The sequence below is a fragment of the Acinetobacter puyangensis genome (genome assembly GCF_900096995.1).
In the GTDB taxonomy this organism is placed as follows: Bacteria; Pseudomonadota; Gammaproteobacteria; order Pseudomonadales; family Moraxellaceae; genus Acinetobacter; species Acinetobacter puyangensis.
Genome location: NZ_OANT01000001.1, coordinates 125,954 through 146,322, shown reverse-complemented (window position 1 = coordinate 146,322; position 20,369 = coordinate 125,954). Strand labels below are relative to the sequence as shown.

The following is a 20,369-nucleotide window of genomic DNA, read 5'->3' as shown; positions in this document are numbered from 1 at the left end:
TTGATGTGATGAATAAACACAACACCACTCAAATCTCAAACGAGAAAATCGAATTTATTGACACGATTTAGCCCCAACACCAACTAGAGTAATTACTCTAATTTTATTATTATTTTCATACACTTATTTATAGACAATAGGATTAAACATCATTTATCCTAAAACATAAAGATTTTTTTATCGTCATGTAAAAATCGGTAATCCCCTATGTCAAATAGTGGAATGGATTATTATTTCAACCAAAAAGGATGGCTTGATATGAATACAAAATTACAAGAACTTTTACCTGTCAAAGTAAAGGGCAAACATATCCTGATCACGGGCGCATCCAGCGGTATTGGGCTAACCACAGCAAAAATGCTGGCAGAATATGGCGCACATGTCATTCTGGTAGCGAGAACACAGGAAAAGTTAGAGGAGGCACAAGCAGAAATTCAAGCCAATGGTGGATTGGCCTCCTTTTTTACCTGTGATTTAAATGACATGGCATCAATTGATCAAGTTTCCAAGGACATTCTGGCAACGTTTGAGCATATTGATATCTTGATCAATAATGCAGGTCGTTCAATCCGACGTTCGGTACATGAGTCAATTGACCGCTTTCATGATTTTGAGCGTACCATGCAGCTTAATTATTTTGGTGCAGTGCGTCTGGTGCTTAATCTATTACCACATATGATTAACCGTAAAAATGGGCAAATCATTAACATCAGCTCGATTGGTGTACTGGCCAATGCCACCCGCTTTTCTGCCTATGTTGCGTCCAAAGCCGCGCTGGATGCCTTTAGTCGCTGTCTTTCTGCCGAAGTGTTAAAACACAAGATTTCGATTACTTCGATTTATATGCCACTGGTGCGCACACCGATGATTGCACCGACTAAAATTTATAAATATGTGCCGACTCTTTCGCCTGAACAGGCAGCAGACTTGATTGCCTATGCCATTATCAAACGTCCGAAAAAAGTTGCCACACATTTGGGACGTCTGGCATCAATCACCTATGCGATTGCGCCTGACGTGAATAATGTGTTGATGTCGATTGGTTATAATCTTTTTCCAAGCTCCTCGGCAGCAAAAGGTGAGTCACAGAAACTTAATCTGTTACAACGTGCTTATGCCCGCTTATTTCCCGGTGAACACTGGTAAATTATCTTGGATAAAGGTCAGGAGATTTAAGCGATTAAAACAGCTTAAATCTCTTTTTTTATCTCTAGGTTTTATGTTGTGTTGTAGCATAAAAAAAGCATCCGAAGATGCTTTTAGAAGAGAATGCTAATCTTAGTGGTCAGATGCACCTGATGCACCAATCCCTGTGATCGAACGTACATATTGTTCGTCGTATTGACTCTTATCGATTTCGCCACGTTTCGACTTATCTGTTACAGAGAACAACCAGCATGCCACAAAGGACAATACCATAGAGAATAATGCAGGATTACTCATATTCAGTGGTGCTTGATCACTGATCCCTAGAGTATCCACCCAAACTGCTTTGGTCAGGAAGATCAGGAATAAAGCACTGAGTAAACCAGTTAAACATCCGATGACGGCACCACGAGTGGTTAGACCACGCCAGAACATTGACAAGACCAGTACTGGGAAGTTTGCAGATGCAGCCACTGCAAATGCCAGACCCACCATGAATGCAACGTTTTGTTTCTCAAATACAATCCCAAGGAACATGGCGAAAATTGCCAGACCCAAAGTTGCAATTTTTGATGTACGTAGCTCTTGTTGCTCGGTTGCTGTACCACGCTTGAATACATTGGCATACAAGTCATGTGATACCGCAGAGGCCCCGGCAAGGGTTAAACCAGCAACCACAGCAAGAATCGTGGCAAAGGTCACCGCAGAGATAAAGCCTAGGAAGATATTACCGCCAATTGCATGCCCCAGATGTACCGCTGCCATGTTGTTACCACCGACCAAAGTCAGGCTGCCATCCAATGCTGTTTTTGCTGCATCGATATAGGCTGGATTTTTTGCAACGAATAGAATTGCACCAAAACCAATGATAAAAGTTAATAGATAGAAGTAACCGATAAAGCCTGTAGCCACAACTACAGATTTACGTGCTTCTTTGGCATCTTTCACGGTAAAGAAACGCATCAGAATATGAGGTAAACCTGCTGTACCAAACATCAATGCAAGACCCAGAGAAATCGCATCAATCGGACTTTTTACCAGACCACCTGGCCCCATGATGCTGCTCGCTTCCTGTACAGTTTTGTCATGAACCTGTGCATAAACATCAATTGATTGGGTAAACATTTCCGCAATGCTAAAGCCGACAGACTTAAGCACCATAAAGGCCATAAATGTGGCACCGGAAAGCAATAAGACTGCCTTGATAATTTGTACCCAAGTGGTTGCCAGCATACCGCCAAACATTACGTAGGCCATCATCAGTAAGCCAACAATCACCACAGCAATGTTATAATCCAGACCAAATAACAATTTGATTAACTGTCCGGCACCGACCATTTGGGCGATCAGATAGAACGCCACCACAACCAGTGAACTGATCGCTGACACTGTACGAACTGGACGCTCTTCCAGACGGAAAGACACCACATCAGAAAAGTTAAATTTACCCAGATTACGCAGACGTTCGGCCACTAAAAATAAAACAATCGGCCAACCGACCATAAAACCAAGGGAATAAAGCAAGCCATCAAAACCTGACATAAATACCATGGCGGAAATACCGAGGAACGATGCTGCTGACATAAAGTCACCGGCAATCGCCAAACCATTCTGGAATCCACTGATTCCGCCACCAGCAGTATAGAAATCTTTGGTTGAATTGGTTTTACCCGCAGCCCATTTGGTAATGAACAAAGTCGCTCCGACGAAAACCACAAACATGGCGATTGCAACCCAGTTGGTCGGTTGTTTTTGGCCAGATTCAATGGCTGGACCTGCCCAAGCTGTACCAGATGCCAGTCCCAATAATGCAGCATACTTTGCGAATTGAAAAAGCTGATTTAGTTTTTTCATTTATTTTGCTCCTGCATTACGCTGAGAAGCAATCACTTTTACTTCTTCGATCGCTTCTTTATTTAAACGATCAAAGGCATTATTACTGATACTTGCATAGATCCAGCACAATACAAATGATGCGACAATCACACCTACACCCAATGGGATACCCCATGTGATGACTCCACTAAAGGAGCTGTGCAAAAATTCCTTGTCATAAGCAACCAATAGAATAAAACCAATGTAAATAAACAGCATGACCGCTGTTAATATCCAACTCAGTTTTCGTTGTTTCTTGACCAATTCTTGGAACTTTGGATTCCTTAAAATTTCCCGAACTTGAGCATCTTCCATTCTCAATTCTCCTAAATTACGCGCGACCAACCATGGTCGTATTCTGGAGGCACTTATATTGCCTTTTTTGGTTGATCTCAAATTAACAATTTGCAAGGCAATGGTAACTTAGACTTTGGTCTTGAAATGCTCTCATCAATAAGTCTTATTTATAGTCAATCCATCCATATTTTACATATAGCCCAGTATGATTCAGCATGATCAACAACTGATGTTGCTGTATGATGTAGCCCTGTAACACTAGGTCGTGATCTGATGAATGCCAGTCTAATCTTGGGCGTACTTGCTACTTATATATTTATATTATTTGCTTGTGCCTTTTTGGGAGAACGTCATGCCAGTCGTTTAAGTCCTAAACGACGCATGATTCTCTTTAGTCTTACATTAGGGGTCTACTGTTCCTCTTGGACCTTCTATGGCGCAACAGGTGCGGCTGTTCGAGATGGTGCGCTTTTTTTACCCATCTATCTCGGCCCCTTATTATTTATCTGGTTTGGTTATGATATCTGGCGACGTCTGGGCCGTGTAAGGCAACACCATGCGGTCTCCTCAATTGCAGATTTCATCTCTGCGCGTTACGGTAAATCAGGCACTTTGGCTGCATTAGTAACTATTCTGGCTGTAATCGCAATTTTACCTTATCTGGCGTTACAACTTCGCGCAATTGCCTTAAGTACCTCCATCATTCTGGAACAAACCAATTATCAATATGCAGCGACCAATAGTGTTTTATTATTAACCGGTGTATTGGCGATATTGGCGATGTTATTCGGTAGTCGGCATATTGCCAATACCGAACAGCATGGCGGTTTAATGCTTGCCGTGGCCTTTGAATCCTTTGTCAAACTATTTGCACTACTGGCAGTAGCAGGCTTCTTTGCTTTTTCATCGACTGAAAACTTACGACAAATTAAAACCGATTTTTTAGATAATATTTATCAAATTCAGCAGATTGGTGTCCCCTCAACATTTTGGACACAAACACTTTTGGCCGGACTCGCCATCATCTGCTTACCACGACAGTTCCACGTTGCGGTAGTTGAGTTACGGGAAGAGTCACACATCAAAGGTGCCAGACGCTGGTTTGGCGGTTATTTAATTTTGACCACCATTGCCATTATTCCACTGGCAAGCTGGGCCCTACATACGCCATTGGATATTCTTCCAGTCGCAGATATTGCAGTCTTGATGCTGCCGATGAGCTATAACAATGAATGGCTGACTTTACTGGCATTTGTCGGTGGTTTCTCTGCATCAACCGGTATGCTACTGGTATCCTCTGTTGCGCTCTCGATCATGCTCAGCAACGACTTGATCATGCCGGCATTATGGCGACTTAATCTGGTATCCAGACACGATGCCCGTCTGCCGCAGCTATTAAAACTGGTTCGTCGGGTCTCTATTTTGGCCGTCATGTTATTGGGCTTCCTGTTCTATCATTTCTTTGCTGATATTAACCAACTGTCGGTTTTTGGTTTATTGGCTTTTAGTGCTGTGGCGCAATTCGCCCCAGCATTAATTGGCGGCTTATATTGGCGTGGCGGAAGTAAACAGGGGGTCTATGTCGGTCTGCTGGTTGGTTTTGGCTTGTGGTCCTATACCTTATTGTTCCCAACAATTTTACGCAGCTTACCCCAACACTATTTACTCTGGGCCTATCATATCCTCGATGAAGGTCCTTTTTATATTAGCTGGTTACGTCCGGAAGCATTATTTGGATTTAACTCTCTGGCAGCCTTGACGCATGGGGTGATCTGGTCACTGGGTGCCAATATCCTGTGTTTCTATGGCTTTTCACGCCGTTATCGTCCCAGTGTTGCCGAACAGATTCAGGCGGAAAGTTTTTTCTTTTACGATACAAAACCCTTGCCCACCCAAAGCTCTTTACATGATGGACATATTCCCAGTGAGCAAATTTCTCGACTAAAAATTGCCGATTTAATTGCCCTATGCGCAAGAATCACCGGAGAAAAAAATACACTAGAGGCCTTTAGCCAGTTTGCCGAAAACAATCTGTTTGTGCTTGATCAGCAACAGTTTGCCAATGGGATGTGGTGGCGGTTTACCGAACAATATCTGGCGGGTGCAATTGGTACAGCTTCTGCCCGTACTTTATTAACCACCGCTTTATTGAATAATGGTCTGGCACTCGGACAGGTGGCCAATATTCTCGATCAGGCCTCACAATGGCAACGCTTCAACCAAAATCTGATCATGACCATGATTGACCATATGACACAAGGCGTCAGTGTGGTCGATGAAAATATGTGTCTGGTGGCATGGAATAATCAGTATTTAAAACTATTTGATTACCCAAAAGATCTGGTCTACGTCGGCTGTCCGATTGCCGACCTGATTCGTTATAATGCCGAACGGGGTGAATGTGGTCCCGGTTCAGTCGAAGAACATGTCAGAAAACGGGTCAACTGGATGCGTAAAGGCAGCTCACATGAGTTTGAACGCTACCGTGCCGACGGTCGCGTCATCCAAATGCGTGGTAATCCGATTGCAGGAGGTGGTTTTGTCACCACATTTGCCGATATTACTGCATTTAGACAAAACGAGGCTTTCCTTGAAGCACGTGTCAGTGAACGCACACAACAGCTTGAAGAAGCCTTGACCGAACAGCAAATCGCACGGCAACAGGCCGATCAAGCCAATATGTCAAAAAGTCGCTTTATTGCTGCGGCCAGCCATGATTTATTACAACCCATGCATGCCGCACGCTTATTTAGTGCAGCCTTAGAACAGAGTACCTTCAATCATGAAGATAAACGAACCCTAGAACAGCTTGATCGCGCCCTGTTCGGTGCAGAAAGTATGCTTTCTGCACTGCTGGATATCGCAAGACTCGAAGGTGGTTCACTTAAACCCAATCGCAAGCCCTACAAACTTCAGGATTTACTCAGCGATTTACATTTACAATTCAGCTCTATTGCCGAACAACGCCAAATCACCTTACATGTACACAATACCAAATACTGGATCGATACCGATCCACAATGGATCCGACGAATCATCCAAAACTTTGTCAGCAATGCCTTACGTTATACTGCTGCCGGACGTGTCATTGTTGGTGTACTGGCTTCTGCCTCAAAACCCAATCACATCCGCATCGGTGTATGGGATACAGGCCCAGGGATCAATAGCGAACAAAAAGAAAAACTGTTTCGTGAATTTGAACGCGGTGGTCACACCTCTCCATGGGGAGAACAAGGGCTAGGGCTAGGGTTGGCAATTGTCGAGCGCATGACGCATCAATTAAATTATCGGGTGCAGGTTGAGTCGGAACTGGGCAAAGGCTCATGCTTTCTGATTGAAGTACCGACTGTCGCTGCGCCTATAGAACAGGTGACGGCTCCACAGCAATTAAAATTGCAGCAAAAATCCTTAAATATTTTGTGCCTAGACAATGATCAGACCATTTTAAATGCAATGCAGCTTTTGTTGAATAAATGGGGGTATCATGCGATTTTAGCAACAGAACCTGAACAAGCACTTGAACTGATTCAACAACATGATATTCATGTCTGGCTGATTGACCAGCATCTCAATCATGATCAATATGGCCTAGATTTTATCCGTCACCATAAAGCTGAACAGATTCCTACTGCCTTAATCACCGCCGATACCAATCCTGAATTACCGGAAATTTTAAAAGAACTCGGCATTGTCTTGCTCAGAAAGCCGTTAAAACCTGCTGCGCTTCGCGCATTTTTATCGAGTATTAAAACCAATTAATACTAAAAGTCAAAAGTCGTTTTATGGTGATTTAAGGGACATCATAAAACGACGTGCAAACACTTTTAATGAAACGCTATGGCAGAATTGCTCATTTATATAAGTGAACAGTTGTACACTTTATTACAAATAGCTAATATTCTGTTTCTATTAAATTTTACAACCCATTTTTGCCGATATTGTACATTAGTCTTATAGGTTTAAAAAATGATCAGCGTATAAGAATAAGAGATATAAGATAGATGCTAAAAGGATCATCGACATGAATATCAGCACCCACCAAAATCTGCATGCGATGCAAAGCCTGCAACGTCAATATGCCGAAAATGCCCTTCTCCCAAATATCGACTGGCAAGCCCTGTTTGAACAGCAAAGCCTGACGCCGGCCCAGATTACTGCACTGGACACCATTTATCAAAGTGCGATTCCACTTGCCCTGACAGTATTCAAACGACTAAATTTTGATGTTTTTTCACCGACTGCCTATCACCCGCAGGGTCTGGGGCTATTTGACCAACTGGCAAAGCAGGAAGATCGTTTCCTGGATATTCTAACTGCTATGTCTGATGATCTGAATCATGAAACACGCCATCAAATCTGGAGTATGTTATTACGAGGTGGTGCAGTTCTTGTATTTAAAACATGGTTGGGTTTGGTAAAAACCGGACGACTCTGTATTGATCTTAGCCAATTTGATGAGCTATCAGATTTATTATGGATCAAAACCAAACCGGAACAACTGGCAAAACAACTCCGTGTCGATGGTGAGGCTGAATACGAACATTTGTTTTTAACCTTTGAAGATCAGGTTTTCCTTGAACGGTTTAACTGTCTGGAAACAGCAGTATTATTTAGCCAATTGGGTGTCTATGATCCGGTATTTTTAAGTTTAAGAGATGAAACCGTAGCAGAATTTTTCCTTGCACAGCAGCTGGTGACCGAGGAACAAATTGAAGAGCTGCAATGTGCCTTAAATCCTTTAAACTGTGCAGATCAAACCAGCAAACAGGATTATCTGGTTTAATCGTTGTTTTAATAATTCATCATTTAAGGGCTTGTTAACACGATATAAATAACCTAACGTCAGTTCGGGATAAAAGTATTTGTTTTGTATAAATAAAATTAATTTCAATAAAAGAATCACGACGGAGTCTTACAAGATTATGCATATTTTAGGATAAACCTTCGGTTCGACCTACTTTTCTTTCGGGAAAAGTAGGCAAAACCATTTGTCCGCTGCGAACTCGGTCAAATACTGCTAAAGAAAAAATTATTTTAAAAACATTATCTTGCAGATAATTTTCTGACCTCGAACAAGCAGCGGATGCTGCTACGAAACCAATTTCTTCTACTCACCTTATCCCGAATTCACGTTAATAATTCATCATTTAAGGGCTTGTTAACACGATGTAAATAACGTACAAGCCTGATTTTAATCCTTATTATTTTTCTCTTCAATCAACATATACACCAGATCCAGTTCCGGACAAGGATAGCCCATCGCCGTCAAAGCAGCAGTTATTTGACCTCGATGATGTGTGCCATGATTAAACACGTGTAATAAAGTTGCTGCATAAGGTAACACCATATCCTGCCCAGATGAGGTTTGATAATGCAGGTTCTGCGCAAGTCGTTGCTCATCCAAATCGTTTAAAAAGCCAAGCCAATGATGGGATTTTTCCAGTAAGGTGCTGGTTAAAATATGACGATCCTGTTCAATAATGGTGTTTAGCGTCAATCTTGCCGAAGTGCCTGTCGCAAATCGTGGAAACCAGAGATAATGCTCACCCACCAACAAATGATTTAAGGTCGCAAAAATACTCTTGAAATATAGGCCGCTGTCTGTAAAGAAATCTTGATCCGAAACGTCTGCTAAAACGTCTTTCAGTCTTTGAGTTGCCCAGATATTGTAATGTGCCAGTAATTCAAAAGTTTTTAAATCCATCACCGCTCTACTCGGTCTATTTATGGCCCATTTAATTAATCAGCTTTGCGCTCGCTCTCCCCATATTATCTGGAGAGCAAACACGTCATCAGCTAAGGTAGCAAATTCAAAACGTCTTAGAGCATGGCAATTAAATTTTTAAAATCAGAATTTTTGGCATGCTTGACTTACATGCTCAATTATATTCGCTGATCTTCAATATTTAGGGCATTGATTGCCAATACTGCTTGCGTACGATTTTGCACCCCTAGCTTTCTAAAAATTGCTGTGACATGCGCCTTGATTGTCGCTTCAGACACATCCAGTTCATAGGCAATCTGTTTGTTCAACAACCCTTCTGCAACCATCATCAGCACTCTGAATTGTTGCGGTGTTAAGGATTGAATCCGTTCTGCCAGTTCAGTTTCATTGGCAGCACGTGGATCATGATAAGATTGCAATAAATTCGGTGGCAACCAGATATCACCTTCCAGCACAGTTTTGATCGCTTCACCAATATGTACAGGTGGCGCCGACTTTGGAATATAGCCCATTGCCCCATGTGCAATCGAACGCTGAATAATATTGGCTTCTTCATGTGCAGAAACCACAATAATCGGAATCACAGGATATTGGGCACGAACATGAACCAGCGCGGAAAACCCTGATGCACCAGGCAAATGTAAATCCAGTAAAACCAAATCTGGTTCTGGGCCTGTTTCCAGTCGCTGATAAAACTCGGCAACTGATGCGGTTTCGCTGATTTGTGCCTGAGGCAGGCTATATCGTACAGCCTGAATCAGGGCATGGCGAAATAGTGGATGATCGTCAACAATTAAAATATTCATAGACGTAGGTATTCCATCCTTGCGAGCGTTCAGTCTATTGGCAGATCAAATTTTAACATAAATTCACAGAGGTATGCCAAAATACAATAAAAACAATTTCATCAAATAGATATCAAAAAATATGATTTTTTTAGGTTTTAGTCATAAAGACTAAAATAATTCACACTGTAGAGATTTCCCCCCGATCCTAAACCATTATTAACAGCACTTGTTTTCAACTGCTTTATCAAGTTTCCTTTCCAGTAAGGCATGTTTGATCACGGTGTATCCGGCACTGATCCCTAATACCGCCATGATCAAGGCAACCAGCAGATCAGGATAAATACTGTTCGTACCAAAGACACCAATTGCGGCAAAAATCAGGGCAATATTGCCGATCGCATCATTACGACTACATAGCCAGACTGATTTCATATTGGCATCACCATCACGAAAAGCATATAAAATTACTGCGCAAATCACGTTGGCGATTAAAGCCAATATCCCAATAAGCCCCATCGTCATTGCTTCTGGAACAATCCCAAGCGTATAGGCATAACACATTTTAATCAGGACAAAAATACCAAAACTGGCCATGGTCACCCCTTTAAGCAAGGCCACAGTGGCACGCCAATACAGGCTCATGCCTAGAACAGCCAATGAAATGGCGTAGTTCATGCTATCACCGGCAAAATCCAGTGCATCAGCCCAAAGCGATGATGAATGCGCATAAATACCACCGATGACCTCAACGATAAACAAACTGAGGTTAATCACCAGTGCAATCCATAAAGCCATTTTAAATTTTGCAGGATACGAGCGGTTTTGCTTGGGGGGTTCAGGTGTACAACAACATGCCATTGCTTAATCCTCTTGATTGCTTTTACAATCATTAGAAACTATGGTCTAACTCTAAGGTCAAGGGGAAAACAATATGTTATTAAAAATTCGTGAGCTGGCAGAAAAAGCACAGGTTTCAGTAGATAGCATTCGGTTTTATGAAAAGAAAAATCTGCTTCAGCCAACTTTCCGTGCCGACAACCAGTATCGTTATTACGATCAAGAAGCATTAAAAAAATTATTATTTATCAAACATTGTCGTGATCTTGGCATCGCCATTCATGAAATCAGCACATTGAATGAATTACTCAAGTATCCACAACAAAATTGCCATGCGGTCAATGTATTAATTGAAAAACATTTGCATGAGGTGAATGAAAAAATTCTGGCTTTACAGCAATTTCAAACCCAACTCCAGCAATTGCGCCAGTCCTGTAATGAAAGTACTACAGTGGAACACTGCCAAATTATCAAGACGCTGGAACACATATAAAAAGTGTCTTTTGAACCAGTATATTGAATCAAATGACTCAGATCTTAAACCTTAAAATAAAAAATGCATTTGCCATCATTACAATTGCAAATGCATCTCAAATAATTGATTGCGGTTTATTTCCACTTCACGGTTTTAATTTCTTGAGAATGTTTACTGGCAGAATCCGATTCATTGCCACAGCCACATCCGCCACCACATCCACTAGACTGTTTGGGTGCGAATCGCTTGGACAAACCATGCCAGCCTTGCTGTTTAAAAAACATTGAAATTGCCAGAAAGGTCTTGTTTGCCGTATTCGGCATCACCTTTTTAAAGACAACAACACTACTCCATAACAGCAAAACAGCAATAATGAGATATTGAATCATTGTCTTCTCCTCTTCCAATTGTTTAAGCAAGGATACGTAACGCAACCTGATAGGTAATAAATGACATCGCATAAGCCAAGCCGAATAAATATACCGTCATGATCGCAACATTCTGCCAAGAACCTGTTTCACGCCGGACTGTTGCCAACGTTGCCAGACAGTGCGGTGCATAAATAAACCATACCAATAAGGATAAACCTGTTGCCAGTGTCCATCCAGAGTCGGGCGAGCTGATTAAGGCAGCCAAACTTTGTGCCTGTGCATCCTCATCACCAGACAGCGCATAGACTGTACCCAGCGCCGCCACCACAACTTCACGGGCAGCCATCGCAGGAATTAAGGCAACACAGACTTGCCAAGGAAAACCGATAGGCGCAAACAAAGGTTGTATCCAGTGTCCAATAATCCCGGCAAAACTGTAATCTATATCCGGCATCGTTGCATTTTCGGGCGGTTGCGGGAAAGTACACAAAAACCAGAGCAAAATAGATAAAGCGAAGATGATGCCACCAACACGCTTCATAAATATTTTACCACGTTCATAGACACCCAGCAGAATACTGCGCCAATCCGGAATACGGTAGCTTGGTAACTCCATCAGCAATGCATGCTCGGACTTGTCTTTGCGGAATAATTTGACGATATAAGAGACGATCAAGGCACTCACAATTCCTGCCATATACAGGCCAAATAACACCAAACCCTGTAAATTTAAAACGCCGCCGATGATCTGCTGAGGAATAAAAGCAGAAATCAATAAAGCGTAAACCGGAAGTCGAGCAGAACATGTCATCAATGGCGCAACAAGAATGGTGGTAAAACGATCCCGAGGATCGCTAATACTCCGCGTCGCCATAATACCGGGAATCGCACAGGCAAAACTGGACAATAACGGAATAAACGCTCGTCCACTTAAGCCCGCCTGATACATCAGTTTATCCAGCAAAAATGCTGCACGTGGTAAATAACCCGATTCTTCCAGTAATAAAATAAAAAAGAATAGAATTAAAATCTGTGGCAGGAACACCACCACACCACCGGCACCAGCGATGATGCCATCGACCACCAAACTTTGCAGTAAGGGTTGTGAGATATATTCACCCACGACTTCACCCAACCAGCCAAAGAAGGTTTCGATCAAATCCATAAATGGTGCAGCCCAGGCAAATACCGCCTGAAACACCACAAACATCATCACAGCCAGTGCAATCAGACCAAATACAGGATGCAAAAAGATCTTATCCAAAAATGAAGTACGCTGGTCTTCGCCCACAACCGAAGTTACGGTCGCATCAAAAATAGTCTGAATATCTTTACTAATATCCTGTTGCGGCACAAAGGTAGATACCGCAAAATCCTTGAGCTCCAAAGATTTCAACAGATTTTGTACACCACCTTGCTTGACTGCCACAGTTTCAACGACAGGCACACCCAAAGCCTGTGATAAAGCCTGCGGATTGATTTGAATACCACGACGACGTGCTTCATCCATCATATTCAGCACAATCAGCATCGGGCGTTTAAGCGCAGCAATCTCTAACAATAAATTTAAATGTAATTTCAGATTGGTGGCATCAACGATATACAAAAAGGCATCTTGATGAGCCTCGCTGCTTATAATCCCTTTACACACATCCCGGGTAATCGCCTCATCCGGACTTGCTGCATTTAAGCTATAGGCACCCGGTAAATCCAGAACACGGACAGGCTGTCCACTGGCCAGATTAAAAAAACCTTCCTTGCGCTCTACGGTTACCCCTGCGTAGTTGGCAACTTTTTGCTTGGTGCCAGTTAAATTATTAAACAGGGAGGTTTTACCACAGTTAGGGTTGCCGACCAATGCAACACGTAATACATCGCTACTCATATCAAGTGTCCTATATGTTTACTTCAATGCGATCAGCTTCATTACGACGTAATGCAAAGCGGGAAAAACCAACTTTGACCAAAATTGGTTCACCGCCAAATAGGCCTCGTGTGAGCACCTCGACTTTTTCACCCGGTACAAAGCCTAAACTCATTAATCGTGTTGCAATACCATCTTCTGAGCCATCTTCCGGACGGTTCAAATGGTAAATCTGATTAATCGTGGCTGGCTGCTTAGTTTTTAATTCAGTTAAACGCACAGTATTCGCCCTAGCTATAGTTCAATCATTTAATCATGCTACATTATAACGTCAAATGAGAATATTTACTAATGTAGTTGATTTTCATTTTATAAAAGAAATTTGACCGTTTAACTTCAATATGCACATGGATTTTGCTATTTTATCTTTTTTAATAGATTAGTCAGCCGATGTTACAGGCAAAAAAACTCAGACAGCCAACACCTGTCACCATCCCACAGGACAAACCCTATTTACAGGGATTTCGTGACTATTTGATCAGCCATAGCAGCAGTATCCATACCCGAAATGCTTATTTATCAGATTTAATTCAATGTTCGGACTTGCATCAGACTGCTTTACCGGAATGGCAATCTGAAGAGGTCAAAAGCGTTTTGCTGGCACTCACGGCACAAGCCAAAAGTCCACGTTCGATTGCACGCTATATGTCTGCACTACGCCAGTTTTTTAAATTTTTAAGAGAAACCGGATTACGGCAGGATGATCCACTGGCCGAACATAAGACCCCAAGACAGGGCCGCAGCCTCCCCAAAGACCTGTCAAAACAAGAGGTTGAAGCCTTAATTAATGCACCGAATACCAGCACTGCCTTAGGATTACGTGATCGCGCAATGCTAGAAGTCTTATATGCCTGTGGCCTACGTGTTAGTGAGTTAATTGGCTTACAAACCCAGATGCTGAATCTGGAACAGGGTTTTGTCCGCATCAAGGGCAAAGGCAATAAGGAACGTCTGGTCCCTCTGGGTGAAATCGCCATAGAATGGTTAAAAGAATATCTGCATTCTGCCCGTCCGACTTTATATAAGAACACCACGGATGCGTTATTTCTGACTCAGCATGGCGGTATCATGACACGGCAAAATTTCTGGTATGCGATCAAACGCTATGCCCTAATCGCCAATATTCAGCATGAGCTATCGCCACATGTCTTGCGTCACGCCTTTGCCACCCATTTACTCAATCACGGCGCAGACCTGCGTGTCGTACAAATGCTGCTTGGCCATGCTGATTTATCTACCACCCAGATTTATACCCATGTCGCGCAAGCGCGTATGCAGCAGATTCATCAGCAATTTCATCCACGTGGCTAACCGACTTCAAATCACAGATTTAGAACCGTGTATTTACCCGTGGGTCTGTTGACACTTCGTCTATGTTTGCAACATGAGCTGTATACGGCGCAAGGTTTTTTAGGCAATACAAGGCATGAATAGTGAAATTTAGTCATTCTAAATGAACTATTCATAACGACGTAGTGTCAAAAAACGGCCCTGTCCCCTGCTGCGCCTTGCGCTGCGAGCAAAGCAATGCTTTGCTCTTGCTCTTGCTCTTGCTCCGGGTTGTGGATGTTGGAAAATTATTTAACCATGCTTGATTCATACTATCATTCAGTTGAAATGCATAATTTTCTATTGATTCCAACGCCAACCCACTCGGATCAACATTCATCACAGGGTTATTCCCTGCATCTTGCTCTTCGCTTAAAACAATGTTTTAAGCTCGTTCAGTATTCAATCCACCTTCCAATCCCACTACGTCTTGCACTTCGTTTAAAGCAATGCTTTAAACTCGTTCAGGATCAGATTCCATTTAACGTTCCAACAAGGAACTGTAATACAATCATCTTTTAATAAACTCAATCAAACTCTATTCCTTTACTATCCAAATATTGAAGCCCCAATTCAATTTCTTCTGTAAAGAACTCTTCTAAATCAACTAATTCATCTTTCATAAAAACCATTAAAAACCAAACCCAATCTGAATCATCTAAATCTATTGCCTTTTTTAAAACCCTATTGAATGATGCCTTCAATAGTTTTATATCCATCTCAGCCAAATAACCATATAATATTCTTGAACCATACCAATTTAAATCCATAAACCACTCTAAGAAATAATCTAAATTTTCTATTAATATACTTTTAGGTAGATAAGGCAAGATTCTAGCTATATTTTCCCATTGCATAGATGGAACTGGATCTATTAAATCCATAAAGTTCAACTTTCCATCTCGTATCAATCTTTTAATAATAAATGCCAAATCAATTATATCAAGAATATGTAAATCACTCTTTACAAGTTCCTTCTTTAATTTATTGATTTCATCAGACTCTAACAAGATTTTCATGGTTGTTCACCTGCTGCTCTTTTTAAGCTAATACTTTTTAATAAAAGTGTATATGGATGAGGCGATTTTTCAGCATTCCCACGAGTTGCTATCCATCCCTTCATTGTTGCTTGATTTACTGGAAAAACAGATACATGCCTAGGATTATCAACCACAGCCTTTAAAATACCTGTAGAATTTACAGTTGATAACGTAGTAAATGTATAATTTTGAGATGGAGGAGCTAAAGAGTAAGAAAGACCACCAACATCTACTTCTCTTGGTGTCAAGTTCATATTAGTTCCTGAGCCACTTCTAAATATAAATCGATCTTCAGGATAATTTTTATTTAGCTCTATTTTAATACCAGATGAAGTTACATAATCTTTTACTGAAAAATTTTTATAAGTTTCATATCCAGCTATCCCTATTGTAGTTACGCCCATTATTATCTCTCCAAATGGAGATGGCTCAACTACTGCTGCTCCCCAGCCTAAAGCTGTTCTGGAAGCAGTTCTTTCAAAAATATTACTTAATTGATTATTAAAAGCAGGTGTCAAATCAAAACTATACAACCCACTCGGATCAACATTCATTACAGGATTATTTCCTGCATAGGCATATGGATTCAATCCACCTTCCAATCCAATCGGATCAGCTTCCATATAACGTCCTAGTTCAGGATTATAGTAGCGATTATGATTATAAAACTGCCCTGTCGCTGCATCATAATACTGTCCCGGAAAGCGCAGGTTAAACGTCACTGTGCCAACAGGATTGCCCAAGCCAAATGCTGTCGAATCCCAACTCCATGCAACTGCATGACTTACACTGTCGATTAACCGTCTTGGCGTGTTCTGGGCATCTGTCACAATATAGTAGATTTTGGTATTTGTGCCACTGCCATATATCGCTGCAACAGGTATGTCCCCTAACCATACATATTCTACCTGTACACCATTCTTGTTATATTCACCTATCAAATGGCTATCTTCATCATAGATATATTGTGTCATGGTCGATACAGCTCCATTAACAACATAGCCCCTATAACTACGCTCATTTTTATGGTTATAGTTCATATCATAGTAATTATTGGTATTTAAACGGTCTACTTTACGTCGTCCTCCATTATCATAAGCGGGTAAATATGTTCCATAGTTCAACTCGGCATTTGCGGTATGGCTTATGCTTTGTGCTACATTATTTTTACTAAAACTTGCCAGTTTATTGCCGGAATATGCATAACTCGCATTTGCAGCTGGCTGTAGATGCTGTCCTGTTGCACTCAGACTAATACGATTACCATTTTTATCATAACCATAACTTATACTATAAGTTGCTACGCCATTGGTATGTCGGCTTTCACTCTTGAGTCGATTCGCAGCATCATAAACATAATTATCAATTGTTCCTGTATTGCGGTTAATTGTCGTAACTCGCCCATCTGCATCATAACGATGAGTTAAAACATAATTGGTTGTTTCAGCCTGATTATAATTCAAAATCGCATCAATTGTTCCTATATTATTATAATTATAGGACCGAATATAACGTGCACCACCCGATGCTCCCCACCACCAGGCTGTAATACGGTTTGCACCGTCATGAGTGATATTACGAATCAAGGCACTACCATTTAAGTTGATACTGCTTAACATTCCTGTTGCGGTATAGCTGTAAGTAATATTACGCCCCGATGGCAAGGTCATTGAACTTGGCTTACCTCCCATACTATAACCATAACTTACATTCAGGGTTTGACCACTTTTAGCTGCATATCGGTTAAATAACTGATTAACCGTACTTTTTTGAGAAATCCTATCATAAACATCATAGCTATATACAGTATCGACATCATAGCCTGTTAGACCAGTACTCACCTTATCCAATCGTCCATAACGGCTCTGGTCATATAGATAATTATCGTTAATCTGGTATTCATTCGCTGTTGTGCCACTGCTCGCTGTACAAGCAAATGCCCGATAACGCCCAATCTCATCCAGATTGTTATAATTACATTTTCTGATACCATGTACATGCTGAGTGAGCTGGTCAGCTTCGTTATAACTATACGTTTTAGTCCCGTAGTCGCTATTAATCTCCTATGTCAGTGTACGACCATTACGATAATTAAATGGATTGGTTCCTGCATTTAACGCATCTTTTGCCAGAATTATATTATCCTGTGGGTCGTACGCTTTGGTATCTATATTTCCGGCACCGTCCGTATGGCTTATCAGACGGTTAAAGCCATCATAACTCCATTTCTCAACGATACCTGTAGCACTGGTGGTCTGAATCACATTGCCATTATTATCATAGCCATAGATTATATATACCTTGTTGCTCTCCCTCCCTTGCTGAACCTTAGCCACTCGACCATTGGCATCAAGATATTGATAACTTTCTGCATCAAGAAAATTCGCAGCAGAAATATGCTTCTCACTTGCAACGATCCCAATAGGAAAATATGTTTTTTTAATACGATTACCATTGGCTAACGTAGTCTGAATTAAACGCCCGATGTTATCGTAGGCAAAAACTGTAACCTCTCCATCCGGACTGGTTTCACTTATTTTCTGTTTCAACGTATTATAAGCATACGCTGTAGTTTGTCCTGTAATTGTCCCTGTAATACCCCCTACACCTGTAGTCTGGTTTTTTACCATGCCATCCGTATTGTAGACAAACTGTTCTACCAGTCCATTTGGATAAACAATACGTTCAGGCTGCCCAAACTGGTTATATTCCCCATATGTAGTACTTCGGATTGCTGTTCCAACATATTGCGACTGCAACTGTAGATGCCCATTGGGATAATAAACATAGCTTACTTTGTCTACATCACCAGTTCGTGGACCATCAACACTCGTAATTAAGCCTGTACTACTATAAGTATAGTCCGTTGTTTTGCTCGTACTGCCAGTTTGGGAGGAGGTTTGGGTTTGTTTGATGATCTGACCATTTCCATTCACAATATTGGTAATCGTGAGATAAGATGCCACCACTTTGGTTGGAACAAGATACGGATTCACCGTACCAGTAGACAAATTACCATAAGTATAATTAATCTGCCTGCTAGGTAGGTTTGGATGAGTATATGTCACGTTAGTTAGACGGGCAGAGGTATCAAGGGTCTGTGTAATCACTAGACCATTCACCAGCTCTACGCTTTTTATATAATCATACCAGCTTTGTATAGCGAATTTTTTGGGGATATCCCCCCCCAATAGTTAATGCAGGGAAAGAACCACCTGTAATGCTAATTTCGCTTTCGCCATCATCGTAATAAGTTGTGCCATCAATAGATGTTTTATATACGGGCTTGGGGGTAATCCGATAATATACCGTTCCTGTGGACATGCCATCAGGTCGGATATTCACATCGACTGTACGGTTATTATCGTCATAATTTACTGTGTAATCACTCGCATAACTAGCATCCACAGGAGAACGTACTTGTAAAGTAACTCTTGCCGTACCATAAGTTTTAGTATTGGAGTCATAGTTGAGATAATTTTGCGAAACCAGCCATTCTCTCTGGGTAATATTGGCAGCATTCTTAATTGAACTCAATATTGCTGCATTACTATTCGAAACAGTTATCCCTTTAGATTTAAGATAACCATCGATACCCCATTGTTTAATCGGCTTATACGTAAAAGTCGTCTTACCATATGCATCCGAAGTTACAGTAACCGGATAAAAAATTGAACCTGATTGACCATTTGCGTCCTGACTATTATAACTTTCATAGCTTAAAGATGCAGTCTGTTTAACACTAGAACCCGCCATCGTAAGTTCAACCCCTGTCACCAGTCGCTTATCTGCAATCGTCTGGTTTGGAGTATTATAGTTTCTTAAAAAACTTAGCTTGTTGTTATGCTCTTCCATTACACTTAGCATATTTAAGTTATTGTCGTAGCTAAAATTTAGTTTTTTACCCAGTGGCTGGTTCACTTGTGCAATACGATAGTATTTTGTACCAGACTGTGTCACCGAATAATTTGTTGTGGTATAAATCGTCCCTCGATAGTTAATCGTGATTCCACCACCTGTATTTTCACTAAACTGATAACCATGCGTTGTACACGACCAGACGATATTTGCTGCTGTAGCATACACTAGATTTCCCAAAACATCGGAAGAAAATGCACGTTGTACACCACCCGAGCAAACCGAACGACCAGTATTACGCAACCAGACTTCCTGTCTGGAACCCGGTAATCGAATCGCATAATAACCAATGGTTGCACTACCGTTATAACTATAAAAACGGATACTATTGTGGTAATTATCCGTCCACCCACCTGTCGTTAGAAACTGGTCAAAATAATCATTCGAGGCAGATAGACTATTACGCACCGACCCAACATAGGATATTATATAAGGCAATTTCCCAGACCTAATAACAGGTTGACTATGTGTAATCTGACCACCAATAAGGCTAATACCGGGAATATGCTCCTGTGTTTTTAAAGCACTACTTATCGCATACGCCTGAGAAACAGCATCGCCATTTGGTGTAGTTGCTGCCTGTACTAAAGAAAAACTACATGCTAATAAAGCGACAGCAAATGTTATTATTTTTTGCATACATT

General features: G+C 41.3%; 17 protein-coding genes. 5 read left to right on the top strand and 12 right to left on the bottom strand.

Annotation, left to right across the window (positions count from 1 at the left end; all coding sequences use genetic code 11):
• Window positions 1-258: 258 nt before the first annotated feature.
• Window positions 259-1,146, top strand: a complete 888-nt coding sequence (locus CRO21_RS00625) for an SDR family NAD(P)-dependent oxidoreductase (protein WP_097077431.1) — start codon at window positions 259-261, stop codon at window positions 1,144-1,146.
• Between the two features lie 132 nt (window positions 1,147-1,278).
• Here the strand turns inward: CRO21_RS00625 and CRO21_RS00620 are convergent, their stop codons facing one another.
• Complete coding sequence (locus CRO21_RS00620) at window positions 1,279-3,000, bottom strand: cation acetate symporter (protein WP_097077430.1); 1,722 nt, start codon at window positions 2,998-3,000, stop codon at window positions 1,279-1,281.
• Window positions 3,001-3,336 (bottom strand): DUF485 domain-containing protein, encoded by a 336-nt coding sequence (locus CRO21_RS00615; protein ID WP_097077429.1) that lies wholly within the window; start codon window positions 3,334-3,336, stop codon window positions 3,001-3,003.
• Window positions 3,337-3,591: 255 nt separating this feature from the next.
• Here CRO21_RS00615 and CRO21_RS00610 point away from each other — a divergent pair, with 255 nt between their 5' ends.
• Window positions 3,592-7,077, top strand: a complete 3,486-nt coding sequence (locus CRO21_RS00610; RefSeq protein WP_097077428.1) for a PAS domain-containing hybrid sensor histidine kinase/response regulator — start codon at window positions 3,592-3,594, stop codon at window positions 7,075-7,077.
• A gap of 262 nt (window positions 7,078-7,339) precedes the next feature.
• Window positions 7,340-8,101: a hypothetical protein gene (locus CRO21_RS00605; protein ID WP_097077427.1), complete on the top strand. Its 762-nt coding sequence runs from the start codon at window positions 7,340-7,342 to the stop codon at window positions 8,099-8,101.
• 408 nt (window positions 8,102-8,509) lie between these two features.
• Here CRO21_RS00605 and CRO21_RS00600 read toward each other — a convergent pair whose 3' ends face one another.
• From CRO21_RS00600 to CRO21_RS00590, 3 genes are all read right to left on the bottom strand, one after another.
• Complete coding sequence (locus CRO21_RS00600) at window positions 8,510-9,022, bottom strand: DinB family protein (RefSeq protein ID WP_097077426.1); 513 nt, start codon at window positions 9,020-9,022, stop codon at window positions 8,510-8,512.
• A 179-nt stretch (window positions 9,023-9,201) separates the two neighbouring features.
• On the bottom strand, window positions 9,202-9,849 hold the full coding sequence (locus CRO21_RS00595) for a response regulator transcription factor (RefSeq protein ID WP_097077425.1): 648 nt from the start codon (window positions 9,847-9,849) through the stop codon (window positions 9,202-9,204).
• A 198-nt stretch (window positions 9,850-10,047) separates the two neighbouring features.
• A complete protein-coding gene (locus tag CRO21_RS00590; protein ID WP_097077424.1) occupies window positions 10,048-10,689 on the bottom strand; it encodes a cation transporter in 642 nt (213 codons plus the stop codon).
• 73 nt (window positions 10,690-10,762) lie between these two features.
• Between CRO21_RS00590 and CRO21_RS00585 the strand changes: the two genes are divergently transcribed.
• On the top strand, window positions 10,763-11,161 hold the full coding sequence (locus CRO21_RS00585) for a MerR family transcriptional regulator (protein ID WP_097077423.1): 399 nt from the start codon (window positions 10,763-10,765) through the stop codon (window positions 11,159-11,161).
• Between the two features lie 116 nt (window positions 11,162-11,277).
• Here CRO21_RS00585 and CRO21_RS00580 read toward each other — a convergent pair whose 3' ends face one another.
• The 3 genes from CRO21_RS00580 to CRO21_RS00570 are packed head-to-tail and all read right to left on the bottom strand — an operon-like array spanning window position 11,278 to window position 13,658.
• Complete coding sequence (locus CRO21_RS00580; protein WP_097077422.1) at window positions 11,278-11,532, bottom strand: DUF6587 family protein; 255 nt, start codon at window positions 11,530-11,532, stop codon at window positions 11,278-11,280.
• 22 nt (window positions 11,533-11,554) lie between these two features.
• The gene (gene feoB / locus CRO21_RS00575) at window positions 11,555-13,399 is read right to left on the bottom strand and encodes a ferrous iron transport protein B (RefSeq protein ID WP_097077421.1); all 1,845 of its coding nucleotides are present in this window, start codon (window positions 13,397-13,399) and stop codon (window positions 11,555-11,557) included.
• A 10-nt stretch (window positions 13,400-13,409) separates the two neighbouring features.
• Window positions 13,410-13,658, bottom strand: coding sequence for a FeoA family protein (locus tag CRO21_RS00570; RefSeq protein ID WP_097077420.1), 249 nt, complete (start codon window positions 13,656-13,658; stop codon window positions 13,410-13,412).
• A gap of 170 nt (window positions 13,659-13,828) precedes the next feature.
• Here CRO21_RS00570 and xerD point away from each other — a divergent pair, with 170 nt between their 5' ends.
• Window positions 13,829-14,749 (top strand): site-specific tyrosine recombinase XerD, encoded by a 921-nt coding sequence (gene xerD, locus CRO21_RS00565; protein WP_097077419.1) that lies wholly within the window; start codon window positions 13,829-13,831, stop codon window positions 14,747-14,749.
• A gap of 545 nt (window positions 14,750-15,294) precedes the next feature.
• Here the strand turns inward: xerD and CRO21_RS00560 are convergent.
• The 4 genes from CRO21_RS00560 to CRO21_RS00545 all read right to left on the bottom strand — a co-directional run bounded on the left by CRO21_RS00560 (window position 15,295) and on the right by CRO21_RS00545 (window position 20,364).
• Window positions 15,295-15,786, bottom strand: coding sequence for a hypothetical protein (locus CRO21_RS00560; protein ID WP_228150327.1), 492 nt, complete (start codon window positions 15,784-15,786; stop codon window positions 15,295-15,297).
• Complete coding sequence (locus CRO21_RS00555) at window positions 15,783-17,648, bottom strand: RHS repeat-associated core domain-containing protein (RefSeq protein WP_097077418.1); 1,866 nt, start codon at window positions 17,646-17,648, stop codon at window positions 15,783-15,785. Before CRO21_RS00555 ends, CRO21_RS00560 begins: the two co-directional genes overlap by 4 nt.
• Before the next feature lie 222 nt (window positions 17,649-17,870).
• Window positions 17,871-18,917 (bottom strand): RHS repeat domain-containing protein, encoded by a 1,047-nt coding sequence (locus tag CRO21_RS00550; RefSeq protein WP_141398103.1) that lies wholly within the window; start codon window positions 18,915-18,917, stop codon window positions 17,871-17,873.
• Between the two features lie 34 nt (window positions 18,918-18,951).
• Complete coding sequence (locus CRO21_RS00545; protein WP_097077416.1) at window positions 18,952-20,364, bottom strand: hypothetical protein; 1,413 nt, start codon at window positions 20,362-20,364, stop codon at window positions 18,952-18,954.
• Window positions 20,365-20,369 lie beyond the last annotated feature (5 nt).